The organism is Acinetobacter oleivorans DR1, assembly GCF_000196795.1.
GTDB classification, from domain to species: domain Bacteria; phylum Pseudomonadota; class Gammaproteobacteria; order Pseudomonadales; family Moraxellaceae; genus Acinetobacter; species Acinetobacter oleivorans.
Map to the genome: position 1 here is coordinate 3,145,676 of NC_014259.1, position 14,670 is coordinate 3,160,345.

13 protein-coding genes are annotated in these 14,670 nt (G+C 40.4%); 8 read left to right on the forward strand and 5 right to left on the reverse strand.

Annotated elements, in window-relative coordinates; translation table 11 throughout:
• Nucleotides 1–227 precede the first annotated feature (227 nt).
• From betI to AOLE_RS14725, 7 genes are all read left to right on the forward strand, one after another.
• On the forward strand, nucleotides 228–851 hold the full coding sequence (betI, locus tag AOLE_RS14695; protein WP_013198664.1) for a transcriptional regulator BetI: 624 nt from the start codon (nucleotides 228–230) through the stop codon (nucleotides 849–851).
• Nucleotides 844–2,316, forward strand: coding sequence for a betaine-aldehyde dehydrogenase (gene betB / locus AOLE_RS14700; protein ID WP_013198665.1), 1,473 nt, complete (start codon nucleotides 844–846; stop codon nucleotides 2,314–2,316). The genes betI and betB overlap by 8 nt, the downstream gene beginning before the upstream one ends.
• A 95-nt stretch (nucleotides 2,317–2,411) precedes the next feature.
• Entirely contained in the window at nucleotides 2,412–4,070 is a 1,659-nt protein-coding gene (gene betA, locus AOLE_RS14705; RefSeq protein WP_005303235.1) for a choline dehydrogenase, read from the forward strand.
• 510 nt (nucleotides 4,071–4,580) lie between these two features.
• Entirely contained in the window at nucleotides 4,581–6,221 is a 1,641-nt protein-coding gene (mqo, locus tag AOLE_RS14710; protein ID WP_005303233.1) for a malate dehydrogenase (quinone), read from the forward strand.
• Nucleotides 6,222–6,311: 90 nt separating this feature from the next.
• Nucleotides 6,312–6,782 carry a hypothetical protein gene (locus tag AOLE_RS14715; RefSeq protein ID WP_023274303.1) on the forward strand — a complete coding sequence of 157 codons (471 nt, stop codon included), beginning with the start codon at nucleotides 6,312–6,314 and terminating at the stop codon, nucleotides 6,780–6,782.
• A gap of 216 nt (nucleotides 6,783–6,998) precedes the next feature.
• The gene (locus tag AOLE_RS14720) at nucleotides 6,999–7,877 is read left to right on the forward strand and encodes a homocysteine S-methyltransferase family protein (RefSeq protein WP_013198667.1); all 879 of its coding nucleotides are present in this window, start codon (nucleotides 6,999–7,001) and stop codon (nucleotides 7,875–7,877) included.
• Between the two features lie 5 nt (nucleotides 7,878–7,882).
• Complete coding sequence (locus tag AOLE_RS14725; RefSeq protein WP_013198668.1) at nucleotides 7,883–9,217, forward strand: basic amino acid/polyamine antiporter; 1,335 nt, start codon at nucleotides 7,883–7,885, stop codon at nucleotides 9,215–9,217.
• A 54-nt stretch (nucleotides 9,218–9,271) separates the two neighbouring features.
• Here AOLE_RS14725 and AOLE_RS14730 read toward each other — a convergent pair whose 3' ends face one another.
• The gene (locus AOLE_RS14730; RefSeq protein WP_013198669.1) at nucleotides 9,272–11,185 is read right to left on the reverse strand and encodes an esterase/lipase family protein; all 1,914 of its coding nucleotides are present in this window, start codon (nucleotides 11,183–11,185) and stop codon (nucleotides 9,272–9,274) included.
• A gap of 150 nt (nucleotides 11,186–11,335) precedes the next feature.
• On the reverse strand, nucleotides 11,336–12,043 hold the full coding sequence (locus tag AOLE_RS14735) for a YoaK family protein (protein ID WP_005303224.1): 708 nt from the start codon (nucleotides 12,041–12,043) through the stop codon (nucleotides 11,336–11,338).
• A 321-nt stretch (nucleotides 12,044–12,364) separates the two neighbouring features.
• Here AOLE_RS14735 and AOLE_RS14740 point away from each other — a divergent pair, with 321 nt between their 5' ends.
• Nucleotides 12,365–12,640, forward strand: a complete 276-nt coding sequence (locus AOLE_RS14740; RefSeq protein WP_013198670.1) for a hypothetical protein — start codon at nucleotides 12,365–12,367, stop codon at nucleotides 12,638–12,640.
• A gap of 5 nt (nucleotides 12,641–12,645) precedes the next feature.
• On the opposite strand, the gene AOLE_RS14745 is transcribed toward AOLE_RS14740, so the two are convergent.
• Genes AOLE_RS14745 through AOLE_RS14755 form a run of 3 tightly spaced genes read right to left on the reverse strand, consistent with a single transcriptional unit; the run spans nucleotide 12,646 to nucleotide 14,667 of the window.
• Complete coding sequence (locus AOLE_RS14745) at nucleotides 12,646–13,086, reverse strand: YbaN family protein (RefSeq protein WP_013198671.1); 441 nt, start codon at nucleotides 13,084–13,086, stop codon at nucleotides 12,646–12,648.
• Between the two features lie 28 nt (nucleotides 13,087–13,114).
• Entirely contained in the window at nucleotides 13,115–13,714 is a 600-nt protein-coding gene (locus AOLE_RS14750) for a biliverdin-producing heme oxygenase (protein ID WP_081399189.1), read from the reverse strand.
• Nucleotides 13,715–13,746: 32 nt separating this feature from the next.
• A complete protein-coding gene (locus AOLE_RS14755; RefSeq protein ID WP_013198673.1) occupies nucleotides 13,747–14,667 on the reverse strand; it encodes an energy transducer TonB in 921 nt (306 codons plus the stop codon).
• Nucleotides 14,668–14,670 lie beyond the last annotated feature (3 nt).

The following is a 14,670-nucleotide window of genomic DNA, read 5'->3' on the forward strand; positions in this document are numbered from 1 at the left end:
ACGTGATAAGTAATGTACTTATGCGCATCATCCTATCCTTAAGAACTTTTGATTTTAGCGCTTTATTCCTCGTGCTAATCTTCAAAAATTCATTGATTTTTACATATCATACTTGTTATTGATTGAACGTTCAATCAATAACAAGTATGATAAAAAAAGTGCTATGATGCTCTGCAAGTTAACATGCTGAATTTAAAGCACCGCTAAAAGTGCTGATGTGGAAAAACATGACAAAACGCAGAGTAAAACCAGAGCACGTGCGACGTGAAGAAATTATGAATGCCGCACTCGACGTGATTTATGAAGTGGGGTTATCCAATACCACCATTGCTCAAATTGCAAAAAAAGCCGAGCTGTCGACCGGCATTGTCAGCCATTATTTTGGCGACAAACAAGGGTTGATAAATACCTGTATGCAAGAAATGTTAAATGTTCTGCGTCGTAAAACCGAACAGTACAGAGCAGAAGCAGATTCGCATCCAGAGAGCCAAATTAAGGCCATTATCGACTCGAACTTTGACATTAGTCAGGTTAATGAAAAAGCAATGCGGGTCTGGTTAGACTTTTGGTCAGCAAGTATGCATGTACCAGACTTAAGCCGCTTGCAAAAGATTAATGATCACCGCCTGTACTCTAACTTGAAGTTTTATTTCCTCAAGTTAATGAATGAACAACAGGCCAGTGTTGCCGCTAGAGGGTTGGCAGCATTGATTGATGGATTATGGTTACGAGGCAGTTTAAGCCGTCATAACGAATTTGACAGCAACCTTGCCCGTTCCATTGCTTACGATTATGTACAAACGCAAGTTCAATTTGCGAACAAGCCTTTGCAGGAGAGACAAAATGAGTGATGCACAAGTTCATCAACTGTATATCCATGGACGCTACGTTAACGCAACCAGTGGAAAAACATTTAATAGTATTAACCCTGCCAACGGCGAGACAATCGCGACTCTTCAACAAGCTTCTGAACAAGATATTGAAGCTGCTGTACAAAGTGCCCAACAAGGACAAAAAATCTGGGCTGCCATGACTGCCATGGAGCGTTCACGTATTTTACGTCGTGCTGTCGACATTCTTCGTGAACGAAATGATGAGCTTGCCCGTCTTGAAACACTCGACACAGGTAAAGCTTTTAGCGAAACATCTACAGTCGACATCGTGACTGGCGCAGATGTACTCGAATACTACGCAGGACTTGCAACAGCCATTCAAGGTGAACAAGTTCCGCTTCGCGAATCAAGTTTCTTTTATACACGCCGTGAACCTTTAGGTGTGGTTGCTGGTATTGGTGCTTGGAACTATCCAATTCAAATTGCTTTATGGAAATCTGCCCCTGCCCTTGCTGCGGGTAATGCCATGATTTTCAAACCAAGCGAAACCACCCCACTTACTGCATTTAAACTTGCAGAAATCTATACAGAAGCTGGCGTACCAGACGGCGTATTTAACGTGGTGCAAGGTGCGGGTCGTGAAATCGGTCAATGGCTCACTGAACATCCTGTGATTGAAAAAATCTCATTCACTGGCGGTGTGGAAACTGGCAAAAAAGTTATGGCAAGCGCGGCTGGCTCTACGCTTAAAGAAGTGACCATGGAACTTGGTGGTAAATCGCCACTAATTATTTGTGAAGATGCCGACCTTAACCGTGCTGCAGATATTGCAGTCATGGCGAACTTCTTTAGCTCAGGTCAGGTATGTACCAACGGTACGCGCGTATTCGTTCCAAAATCACTTCTAGCCGACTTTGAAAAAGCGGTTGTAGAGCGCGTAAAACGTATTCGCATTGGCGACCCAATGGCTGAAGACACGAACTTCGGACCTCTCACTAGCTTCCCTCACATGGAAAAAGTTTTGTCTTTCATTGAGTCAGGCAAACAACAAGGCGCTAAAGTGTTAATTGGCGGTGGCCGCGCAACAGAAGGCGAACTTGCCAATGGTGCTTATGTACTACCGACTGTATTTAGCGACTGCACCGACCAAATGGCGATTGTTCAAGAAGAAATTTTTGGGCCTGTCATGAGCATTTTAAGCTATGAAACCGAAGAAGAAGTCATCCGTCGTGCTAACGACACGACCTTTGGTTTAGCTGCCGGTGTTGTTACGCAAGACATTAGCCGCGCTCATCGCATTATTCACCAAATTGAAGCTGGTATTTGCTGGATTAACACGTGGGGCGAATCACCTGCCGAAATGCCAGTGGGTGGCTACAAACAATCTGGCGTGGGCCGAGAAAATGGCTTGACCACACTTGGGCACTATACCCGTATCAAATCTATTCAAGTTGAACTTGGCGATTATCAAAGCATCTTTTAATGCCTCAATCGCTCTAAACACTTCAACCTAAATCACATATGCCGAGCAGTCTTTATAGATTGCTCAGGCAAACTGTTAGTAAAAAAAGGATAGTTATGAATATTAAAGAATATGATTACATTATTATTGGCGCAGGATCTGCCGGAAATGTACTTGCTGCGCGTCTGACTGAAGACAAAGATACCACCGTTTTACTCTTAGAAGCTGGTGGCCCGGATTATCGCTTGGATTTCCGTACACAAATGCCGGCAGCTTTGGCCTACCCTCTTCAAGGTCGTCGCTATAACTGGGCTTATTTAACCGACCCTGAACCGCACATGAATAACCGTCGTATGGAATGTGGTCGTGGTAAAGGTTTAGGTGGCTCATCTTTAATTAATGGTATGTGCTATATCCGTGGTAACGCAATGGATTTAGAACAATGGGCAACTCATAAAGGCCTTGAAAACTGGTCTTATGCCGACTGCTTGCCTTACTACAAAAAAGCCGAAACCCGTGACATTGGTGAAAATGACTACCATGGTGGCAATGGCCCTGTGTCCGTTGCTACCCCGAAAAATGGCAATAATGTATTGTTCCATGCCATGGTTGAAGCTGGTGTACAGGCAGGTTATCCACGTACTGATGACTTAAATGGTTATCAACAAGAAGGCTTTGGGCCAATGGACCGTACGGTTACTCCAAAAGGTCGCCGTTCAAGTACCGCACGTGGTTATTTGGATATGGCAAAAGGTCGTCCAAACCTGACTATTTTGACTCATGCTACGACCAATAAAATCTTGTTTAATCAAAAACAAGCGATTGGTGTTGAATACATTATTGGCGCTGATCAAAACAACTTACAACGTGCTCTGGCTAAACGCGAAGTGTTACTGTGTGCAGGCGCAATTGCTTCACCTCAAATTTTACAGCGCTCAGGTGTTGGCGAAAGCAATTTCTTAAAATCAATGGACATTGATGTCGTTCATGATTTACCGGGTGTAGGTGAAAACCTGCAAGACCACTTAGAAATGTACTTGCAATATAAATGTAAGCAACCCGTTTCTTTATACCCTGCCTTGAAATGGTATAACCAACCTGCCATTGGTGCCGAGTGGTTATTTAACGGTACAGGTATTGGCGCAAGTAACCAGTTTGAAGCAGGTGGATTTATCCGTAGTTCAGATGAGTTCAAATGGCCAAACATTCAGTACCATTTCTTGCCAGTTGCTATTAACTACAACGGCAGTAATGCAGTGAAAGAGCATGGTTTCCAAGCACACGTAGGTTCAATGCGCTCACCTTCACGTGGCCGTATTAGACTGAAATCAAAAGATCCGTTTGAGCATCCAAGTATCTTGTTCAACTATATGTCGACGGAACAAGACTGGCGTGAGTTCCGTGATGCGATTCGTATCACTCGTGAAATCATGCAGCAACCTGCGCTTGATCCATATCGTGGTGAAGAAATTAGCCCGGGCAAACATTTGCAAACTGATGCAGAGCTTGATGACTTTGTTCGTAACCACGCAGAAACTGCTTACCATCCATCTTGTAGCTGTAAGATGGGCGAAGACGAAATGGCTGTCGTAGATGGTCAAGGTCGCGTACATGGTATGAATGGTTTGCGCGTAGTTGATGCCTCAATTATGCCGCTGATTATTACCGGTAACTTAAATGCAACCACCATTATGATTGCCGAGAAAATTGCAGACCAGATTCGTGGACGTGACTCATTACCACGTTCAACTGCACCTTTCTATGTAGCCTCATAAAATCTTAAAGGGCATATTTCTTATGCAGAGATATGCCCTTAATTTCATATTCATTGAGCCAATATTAATAAGAACTATGTATGACAGGAAATAAGCATGTGTAAGGAGCTTATTTACATCAATATGGGATGAAATAAAATTTAATCTATTTTTATAGGCAAATATTCTTCAAATGATCCAACTTTAACCAAATTAATATTATTATTTTAACTTCAAATACTTAAAACAAAATAATTAACTTAAACTCTCTTTCAAAAGCTCAATTTGATTAAATATAAATCATATTTATGATTTTGATGAACCCCATTTATTATAAAAATTGTCTTGTCAATGCAAAATTAGTCTAAAATATAGAGTGTTTGCGATAATCCCAAGTAATTTTTATTTTTTTCGAAGTTCTCTAATTTTGAGAATTCAGTTTCGCATTTATATCCTTTTTGTCTGGATACGCTGTCTAGGTTTCCTCACTCCTTAAGTGACTCAAATAACTTATTTTAAGGTCCCCCTTACATGAAAAAGTTTTTGAAATACCTTCTGGTATTAATCATTCTTATTTTAATTGCAGGTATTGTTTTCTTGTTTAGACCAACTGCGTCAAAACAAGTCGAAACTGCAAAAGATGAGCCGGTTGTTGATGCTGTCCTTGTTGGCGGCGGCATCATGAGTGCTACTCTTGGTACTTATTTCACCGAGCTTGAACCAAACTGGCAAATTCGTATGTATGAACGTCTTGACCAAGTTGCTCAAGAAAGTTCAAACGGCTTTAACAATGCCGGAACAGGCCACTCTGGCTTTATGGAAATGAACTATACCGAAGAGAAAAACGGTAAGATGGAAATTGCCAAAGCTGAAAAAGTTGCTTCTCAGTTTGAAGTAGCAAAACAGTTCTGGTCATATCAGGTAAAACAAGGCGTTTTAGCTGAACCTAAATCATTCATTAATCCAGTTCCACACATTGCTTTCGTTTGGGGCGATAACGTTCAATTCTTAGAAAAGCGTTATGCTGCCATGATCCAAAGCCCGCTGTTCAAAGGCATGAAATTTACTGAAGACCCAGCTGTGATTAAACAATGGGCTCCTTTAGTCATGAACGATCGTGACCCTAGTCAAAAAGTTGCAGCAACCCGTATGGATGTTGGCTCTGACGTAAACTATGGTTCTATCACTAAACAATTAGTGAATCGTTTAGATCAAAACCCGAATTTCAAATTACAGACTTCAACCGAAGTGACTGGCATCAGCCAAAATGATGACAAAACTTGGACTGTGTCTTTCAAAAATTTGAAAACTGGTAAAGTAGACCACGTTAAAACACGTTTTGTATTTATTGGTGCAGGTGGTGCAGCAGTTAAATTATTGCAACTTACTGGTTTACCAGAAGCGAAACAATATGCTGGCTTCCCTGTTGGTGGTGAGTTCTTAATTACTGATAACCCAGCAATTACTGCTCAGCACACAGCAAAAGTTTATGGCCGTGCTGAACTTGGTGCTCCTCCAATGTCTGTACCACATATTGATACACGTTATATCGACGGTAAAAAATATGTATTGTTTGGACCATTTGCAACATATTCAAACAAGTTCCTGAAAAATGGTTCTCAGCTTGATTTACTTGCATCAACAAACAAAAACAACGTTTTACCAATGACGACTGTTGGCTTGGAAAACCTTGATCTTGTTAAATACTTGGTTAGCCAAGTCATGATGTCAGACCAAGACCGTCTAAATGAACTTCGTAAATACTACCCAGATGCGAAAGCTGAAGACTGGCGTTTAAGCCAAGGTGGTCAACGTGTTCAGATCATCAAGAAAGAACCAGGTAAACCAGCAACGCTTCAATTCGGTACAGAAATCTTTGCGTCTAAAGATGGTGCTGTAACTGCATTGTTAGGTGCGTCTCCGGGTGCTTCGACTTCTCCATACATCATGCTTAACTTGCTTGAAAAAGCTTTCCCTCAGCAAACTGAAGGTAAGTGGAACCAGAAGCTTCATGAAATTGTAGTCTCTTATAAACAAGACTTAAGCAAAGATCCTGTGTTACTCGACAAAGTTCGTCAGTACACAAGTTCTACACTTGGCTTGAACTATACATCTCCGTTCAAAGCTGCAAACGATGAAACTGCTACTGCCCCAGTTGCAAAAGCAAATTAAGTTTGACGATGTATAAATAAATATCAAAAGGATGAATTTCGATTCGTCCTTTTGTTTTTTAAGACCTCAGCTGAGATATTTAGATTCGCTATGACGCCTTTAAAATCATCACCTCGCCTCTTGTCATTTTGTTTTAAGCTCGTGCTTTTTTTGCTGCTGGCTTATCTTTTGGTAAGCGGGTTTTATATGTGGATGATTGGCGGTACAGCCATTTATGTCAGCTCAGCGGTGTTACTTGCTCTGACTGCTTATGCATTTAAGCTCGGTAAATATCAAAAGTTATGCTCGGTTTTAAATGTGCTGATGAGTGCAGCCGCATTATATTTCAGTACTGCTCATTTATTTTTCTCCCCTGCTCAATTCTTTATATTTTTACCTGTGCTGTTTTTTGCTGTGCTTGCTTTTATTTCTCAAAACAAGACTCGAAGCTCATGTAAGCTTTTATTATTAATCAGTTTATTGATTTGGTGCAGCATACACTTTACGCAGCTTGAACAACTTCAAGCCTATTATCAAACCCAGCACACAGGTGAAAGTTGGCAACAATTTGGCGCGTTATAAGATCGTTTTTTATTCTATATTTTCAAATAAATACACACTCTTTTTCACATGAAGTTCATCAGTAAAACTGAACATCATATACAGAATTCCTTTTAAGAAAAAATATTCATAACAATCTAATTTATTTAGAAATATATCGAGCATATTCGCGATTGTACACGGCTCATCTACGCGCTAGATTAATCAAATATTTTTTCTCCCTTTATGTTGTAATTTATGAAGATTTTAGATGGCGGTTTAGGCCGTGAATTGGCCCGTCGTGGCGCTCCGTTTCGTCAACCAGAGTGGTCTGCGCTTGCACTCATTGAAGCACCAGAAACAGTAAAAGAAGTACATCTCGATTTTATTAATGCTGGTTCAGAAGTTATTACCACTAACAACTACGCTGTTGTGCCTTTTCATATTGGCCAAGAACGCTTTGAAACTGACGGCGTGCGTTTAATTCAAGTTGCTATTGAACAAGCAAAAAATGCAGTTAAAGAAAGCGGCAAAAATGTCAAAATCGCAGGTTGCTTACCGCCGTTATTTGGCTCTTACCGTGCAGACTTGTTCCAACCTGAACAAGCTAAAAACCTTGCTGAGCCGATCATTAACACATTGGCACCAGAGGTTGATTTTTGGCTCGCTGAAACCCAATCTTGCTTAAAAGAAGTTGAAACAGTACATGCGTTATTACCACAAGATGGTAAAGACTATTGGGTGTCATTTACGTTGCAAGATGAGATTAAACAAGAACAAGCATTACTTCGTTCAGGCGAAAACATGCAACAAGTGGCTGATTTCATCAAACAATCTAATGCCAAAGCAGTGTTGTTTAACTGCTGTCAGCCTGAAGTGATCTTGCAAGCGATTAAAGAAATTAAAGGACTCATTCCAGAGTCGGTGCAGATTGGTGCCTATGCCAATGCTTTTCCACCGCAAGATGAAAGCGCTACTGCCAACGATGGTCTGGATGAAATTCGTAAAGACTTAGATGCTCCAGCTTATCTTGGTTTTGCTAAACAATGGCAAAAAGCAGGTGCAAGTCTAGTCGGCGGTTGTTGTGGCATTGGTCCAGAACACATTGCTGAACTTTCTCAATTTTTTAAAGAATAAATACCATGTCTGCTGCCAAAATTGGACTATTGTCTCTTACAGCACTGGTCTTTAGTTCTATGGTGGGGTCAGGCGTATTTAGCCTCCCGCAAAATATGGCTCAAGTCGCTAACGGCTCTGCCCTTCTTGTTGCATGGCTCATTACCGGGGTCGGCATTATTTTCTTGGCCCTCACGCTCTTGCATTTAACGCGTCAACGACCAGATCTTGACGGCGGTATTTATAACTATGCACGGGAAGGTTTTGGAGACCTAATCGGGTTTTGCTCGGCTTGGGGCTATTGGTTATGTACCACCATTGGTATTGTCGGCTATGTAGTGATTGCCTTTTCAGGCGTCGGCATGTTTACCGATAGCAAAGACCATATTATTTTTGGTGAAGGCAATACGCTCTACTCTCTGATTGGCTCAAGCATTTTTGTATGGCTGGTGCACTGGTTAGTGAGTCGAGGCATTAAAGAAGCTGCGATTGTGAATTTACTGGCAACCATTGCCAAAATCATTCCAATGGTGGTTTTTATCTTCTTTACCTTTATTGCCTTTAAATTTGATTTGTTCAAACTCAACTTAAATGACTTCTCTTTAAAAGTTCCGCTTTGGCAGCAAGTAAAAGACCTGATGCTCATTACCCTTTGGGTATTTACCGGTATTGAAGGTGCTGTGGTTTTATCATCGCGTGCGAAAAAACGTCATGACATTGGTAAAGCGACCATTTTAGGTGTGTTACTGGCATTAAGTTTTTATGTCATGGTCACAGTATTGGCTTATGGCGTGGTAAGTCGTGAGGCGCTTGCTGGCATGCACAACCCATCAATGGCAACCATTTTGCAGCAACTGATCGGTTTACCGGGCACGATTGTTATTACCATCGGGCTTATTATTTCAGTTTCTTCGTCTTATTTAAGCTGGACGTTATTCGCCACTGAAATTCCATATTTAGCTGCAAAAAATGGTGCATTCCCGAAATTATTTTTAAAGAATAATCAAAATAATGTACCCATTTCATCACTTTGGCTGACTACGATTGTCGTGCAAGGTGCATTGATTGCAGTGTATTTTTTCAATAAAAATTATACCCAGCTTCTATTAATTTCATCGGTGATGATTTTGCTGCCTTATTTTCTGGTGTCGGCTTTTTATCTTAAAGAATCCATTCGCCATAAACGCACGCCGCATATTGCCATTGCAAGTGTCGCTTCAATCTATGCACTTTGGTTACTCTATGCGGCAGGTTTAGACTTACTGCTTTTGTCTGGTGTGTTGTATTTGGTCGGCTTGATTATTTTTTCAATCAGCTATTTTGAGCATAAAAAATCGCTCAAACAAAATCAGCTTAATTAATCATTTCAACCACTGTTGAGTCGTTTCAGCAGTGGTTTTCTAAATCAAAAATTTCTATTTTGAAGGTTGTGACTGTTTTAAATGCAATCTTAAAATACGCCGTAATTCTAAAATCGCTTCTGGGGTAGTTTGAATCGAATGTCCGCCCTTAATAATTAGTTCCGACTGTTCACCACCTAAATGCGAACTTTGATACGGCACAATCCCATCACTGCTTTTTAACTTATCAGTCGTGCCATTTATGTTCCCCATAATCGAGTGATAGACCACGCTGGACGATGGCTGAATGGCTTGCGTAAGCTGCATAAAGCTAGAAGAACGACTTAAATTACTCGCCCCATTTTCAATTAAGCCTTTTCTGAGTTTTGTATTTTTCTCATCTCTCATTTCAACTGCAATAAAGAAATCAGCTGGCAAACGAATAATACGGCGGGCAATTTGGGTAAACCATCGGTCAGCGTAGTCAGTGCCATGATGCGGTGCCGAAACAAAAACAACCCGCTTAAAATAAGGCAAAGCTTTGAATTGAAAACGCTCTAGCACCACAGGATTTTCTTTTAAACGGTTTAGCTGGGCTTCATTCATTTTTTGCATGGCTTGCTCTGAAACATCAGCATCACTTACCAATAGGCGGCTAATCACTCCGCCCATACTATGTCCAACCAGCACTGCATCGTGTGCAGCGTAGCTGTCTTTAGCAACATTTTGAAAAGCTTGATTCAGCAAAGAATAAATCTGAAAACGACTTTCAAAAATCGGCATATTCGTTGAATAAAACACCTGCCAGACTTGATAGTTATTCCTTAATTCGGCATCGCCCATAATGTCATTGGTTAGACTCACCCACGCCTCTGGGCTACTTGCCAAGCCATGAATAAATACAATGATTTTTTTATTCGGGTTAAAGGGTTCCAGCATATATAAATGCGGCATGATCAAATTGGTTTCTTTATTAATTAAGGACCAATAACCTGCTGCACCTAAATTATATTTCGACAACCAAAGCCCATAAGGCGCCGAATAGTTTGCAGTAAGCGGATAGTCCACACCTTCAACCTTTACACGATCTTGTCGATATGGATCGAACATGGCAATTTCTAAATCTGCTCCTGCAATGACCTGATCTGCTGTGGCTTTTTGTTTTGGGTAAGCAATCGCAGTGACTGGAAAGAAGCGCGGTAAATGGATGTTCGGATTATTCTGGTGAGCGTAAAAAGCATCAGGGTCTAAAATGAAGCCGTGATTTACATCATTTTCTTTACGCCCGACAATAAACTCTGCCCCTAAACCATCCTTACGGTTAACGGTATTAAAGCCAGAAAAGTTCATGTTATAGCTTGAGCGAAAAGTATCGACTTCAATTTTTTGTACATCTAACGCGTGGTCAAAATTGACGTGGTACTCATGCCCATCTGCTTTAAGCAACGGTGGAAAACGATGCGTATTTAAATGATTAAAATATGTGGTCATGAGCTTCGATAAAGCCACGTTATAAAAAATACGCACCTGATTTTGGCGATGGTCAAATACCCGATCGAATGGCGACTCTTCAGAGTCAAATAAATAGACATAACTATAGCGCAAGCTTTTATCAAACAGCGCCAACTCTTGCTCAATGCAACTGTTACTTTTATTAATGACATTACATTGGCTATTACGTCCGACGTCTAAAGCCTTGGCTAAATAAATTTCACTGAGCGCAGCATAGCGTTCTTCTCGACTGCTATTTTCAGACAAGCTTTGAATTTTATTTAAACAATCATCAAAATTTTGCAGACAAGATTTTTCGTCTTTTTTAACTAAATACAGCAAATTTTGGGTTTGATGGCTTAAGGTTCCGTCGGTCAGAATACTTTCATTCTTACTTTTTAAAGCGTTACTTAAATTACTTTCTTTTAAATTAATGACCTGACAGCCACTGAGCAAAGCCATTATTGTTATGATTGAATAATGATAAGACTTTGTCATTGTGCATTCCTTAATCGAATGTATTCCCCATCTGGTCATTATGCCTGTAAAGCAGTGAACGAACAATTTCGGCTCAGCTTCCATTTTCCTTTATTACGAAAAAAAGCCTGAACTCATTTTAATTCAGGCTAATTTGTTATTTTTTTCTAATCAAGCTTGGTTGAACTTTTGCTGTGAAGCTAAATAAGAGAAATACAAAATAGGTAAGATAAATGGCGCTACACTCCAGAAGTCAAAATAGACATAGAGAATCGCTCCCAAGAAAGCACCAATCACAAATCCAATCACGATACTGGCACTTTTTAGAAAACTTGCCCGATTGGCTGCATTATTGTTTTTAAGTAAGTTGGCAATATCAATACCAAGCTGGGTAGTGTTACCTGTCATCATGGTGCTTGGGCTAATATTTTTAATGAGGGTTTTGCTGGAAGTATTACGAATAGCCAAAGCAATTAAACCCAACCCGCCTGTTACTGCAACTGTTAATGCATCTGGATTTTTAAATGGCTCAAAGTAAAGTCCTGCAACCATAAAGGCACATAGAAAAATAGCTTCAAATAAAAATAAATAAGACAGTGTTTTGTGCTTAATCTGACTACGGTCAATTAACAGTTTCGTGATCACCACCGTCAAAATAAATAGCGGAATAGCAGCAAGCTTAATCCATATGCCAGCGCCGCCTTTAACCCATGCAGCGCCTGCCAATACTAAGTTTCCCGTAACATGAGCGGTAAAAAAACCAAACAGCGCAATAAAACCAATGGTATCAATTGCCCCACCCACCATGGTCAACAAAACAGGATCTCGACATATTGCCCAGGTACTTTCTGTCTCTTTTTGAATTGGGGTATCTGCCATATAAAATATCCTGTTAAATTAGAGTTTTAAAACAAGTAAGTTGTATATAAATGATTTAAAAATGAGTAATACTAAAGTGTTTATGAAAGCAAAAAACGATGTAAAAAAATAGGGTGCGTAATGTCGTAACACTGTCTTTAAAATGGCAACAATTAAAATTGAGTGTTTTTAAAACAATAAACGGTTCTCAACTTCAAATCAATTTGACCTCTAAAACTGTTATAACTATGATGAAGCCGCAAGTTGATATCAATTGGTTTTGAACCTGAAAAAGTTATGCCAAGATATGGATAATGAAAAACAACAACCAAGAGTAGATATATGTCACTTTATAATTTTTCAGTTTTTCTAGGTGGATTATTATTTGCATCTATTGCCTTCGCGGGTCAAAAAAATAATGCTCAACGTGATTTCTATTTAAAATGTATGGCAGCAGGTCATAGCCGTGCAAGTTGTACATGTATTTATCATCGTTTAGAGCGTCAATATTCCCCTAAACTCATGCATAAACTTGGCAGTTTAAGTTTACAAAGCCCTGAAGTACCGCGTGATTTTGTAAAAACCATGAAGCGTACTATGCAACAGTGCCAATCATAATTCTTTCATTTTTTAAGCCACATCCACACCAATACCCCTGCCATACATAAAATTGCCGGATAGACAAACCACGGATGCGGAATGGTCCAAATCATCAGTCCCGCAGCCAAACTCATACTCAACGTCGAGATGTATTTTGCTTTTTTAGGAATCCGCCGATGTTCTTGCCACTCGCGAATGAGTGGACCGATATAACGATGATTTCGAAACCATTGATAAAGTTTTTCAGAACCTCGAGCTGCAAAGAAAACAGCCAAAATTATAAAATCAACGGTGGGTAAACCCGGAATAAAAATACCCAATACGCCAAGCGCAATACACAACCAAGCCAAACCAATAAACACCCAACGCGCCCAAACAGAACGGGCAAGCTTACTGACTGGTTGAGCAGGTGCTAGCGACTGCTCATGTTTTACGATTGCATTTACTTGATTGAGTTTGTCCATATCGGGTATTCCCTTTATCCACTTTTTATTATTTCAATTCATCAAGCTGATCAAGCGCTTGACCAAAATATCCAAAGGCATCTAACGCCCCTTGAACAACTCGGTCTTGCTGGGTTTGGTCAAAGCCTGTTTCATCAAGTGCTTGTACAAAACGTTTCCAGACTTTAGCGCGCCCTTCGGGATAGGCAGCTAAATTACGCGCAGCAAACGTTTCAGAAAAACCCAAATGCTTTTGAGCTTGTTTAAATAAAAATGCAGCCCCTAAAGTTGAACCTTCAGACACATAAATCCAGCCTAAAGCTTCGGGTAGCTGTACGTTTTCACTGTGTAATTGCTGTTCATTGGGTTGAATACCCAAATCATTTAAATCGGCAAGTGCTTGTTTTGAGCGGCCACGAATGTCGAGGTCCGGAATCAGTCCTGCCACCCCCTCTTTTTCAAAAAGATGTTCAATTTCACGCTGAAAGTAATATTGAGACAACGTAAATTGCGCGTATTTTTCTTTACTTGAAAATACCTTTGCCTGTGACATTAATTGATGCATACGTTCGTGTTCAGCAGCAGTTTCTTGTTTCAAACGTAAAGACAAGCTGTTGTTAATGATTTGTTCTGTAGATGAGTTCATCATCTTTCTCCTGCAAAATAGATATCGCTCATCGGTTAACGGCCCCGATTGAGTTTGAGTTGGACTGGAAAATCCACAACAATGGTCACGGCGCGACCATTAATTTTGTGGGGTTTAAATCTGGATTTACGTGTAGCTTGCATGACCCGCTTATCAAGGCTGGCAATGCCTGAACTTTGACGTAATTGGATGTCAATCGGCTGCCCTTTTTCATTAATGCGAATCCGAAGCTCAACCAAACGATTTTGTTGTTTTAACTCGCGGTCATCGTAGTCAAGCCCGCCAAAACTCAGTACATCCACGCTACTCACCTGAACAACATCATCGTGTTCAACTTGAGTGCTCGGTGCTTTGGAATATTCTTGCTGCATTGCGGGTGTTTTGACGCCGCCACTTTTGGTTTCGCTATTGCTGCTTAGCAAATGCTCAGTTTGCGTTTGTTCAAGGTCTGTCGAACTCAGTTTTTTATCGTTATGAGTCGCTCGCCGTTCTGTAGGCTGCGCTGCTTGAGACGAAGCTAGATTGTTTAAAGTCGTTTTTGGTTGTGCTTGCTGTTTGTCATTTAAATTATTTTGCATGACCTCTTTAGAGGCAGTTTTTGACACTAATGTTTGAACATTTGTAGGCGAGTTTTTTGATTTTTCAGGTATAGAGGATACCGAACTATTTAACGTAGATTTCGGCGCTAAACTTTTTTCGATAGGCTTACTTTCAGTCTGGTCAGGTGATGGCTTTTTAGCAGGTGCCAATGACACAAAACTTACTTTTAAAGCATCTACTTTTGGCGATGCTTGAAAAGTATAAGGTTCAATTAAATGACTCAGCATCCAGACAACAAACACATGCAGACCAATCACCACGACTACAGTTAAGCACTTATAAAAATGCTTCGGCCCTTGTGGTAAAGGCAACATAAACATCGGCTTATGTGTAGGGAATAAAGATTTTGATTTCATGAC

Bases quoted from the DNA above. Each gene is read 5' to 3' on its own strand.
- betB (WP_013198665.1), top strand. From the start codon at position 844: ATGAGTGATGCACAAGTTCATCAACTGTATATCCATGGACGCTACGTT.
- betA (WP_005303235.1), top strand. From the start codon at position 2,412: ATGAATATTAAAGAATATGATTACATTATTATTGGCGCAGGATCTGCC.
- AOLE_RS14730 (WP_013198669.1), bottom strand. From the start codon at position 11,185: ATGACAAAGTCTTATCATTATTCAATCATAACAATAATGGCTTTGCTC.
- AOLE_RS14740 (WP_013198670.1), top strand. From the start codon at position 12,365: ATGTCACTTTATAATTTTTCAGTTTTTCTAGGTGGATTATTATTTGCA.
- AOLE_RS14725 (WP_013198668.1), top strand. From the start codon at position 7,883: ATGTCTGCTGCCAAAATTGGACTATTGTCTCTTACAGCACTGGTCTTT.
- AOLE_RS14735 (WP_005303224.1), bottom strand. From the start codon at position 12,043: ATGGCAGATACCCCAATTCAAAAAGAGACAGAAAGTACCTGGGCAATA.
- AOLE_RS14755 (WP_013198673.1), bottom strand. From the start codon at position 14,667: ATGAAATCAAAATCTTTATTCCCTACACATAAGCCGATGTTTATGTTG.
- mqo (WP_005303233.1), top strand. From the start codon at position 4,581: ATGAAAAAGTTTTTGAAATACCTTCTGGTATTAATCATTCTTATTTTA.
- betI (WP_013198664.1), top strand. From the start codon at position 228: ATGACAAAACGCAGAGTAAAACCAGAGCACGTGCGACGTGAAGAAATT.
- AOLE_RS14720 (WP_013198667.1), top strand. From the start codon at position 6,999: ATGAAGATTTTAGATGGCGGTTTAGGCCGTGAATTGGCCCGTCGTGGC.
- AOLE_RS14745 (WP_013198671.1), bottom strand. From the start codon at position 13,086: ATGGACAAACTCAATCAAGTAAATGCAATCGTAAAACATGAGCAGTCG.
- AOLE_RS14715 (WP_023274303.1), top strand. From the start codon at position 6,312: ATGACGCCTTTAAAATCATCACCTCGCCTCTTGTCATTTTGTTTTAAG.
- AOLE_RS14750 (WP_081399189.1), bottom strand. From the start codon at position 13,714: ATGATGAACTCATCTACAGAACAAATCATTAACAACAGCTTGTCTTTA.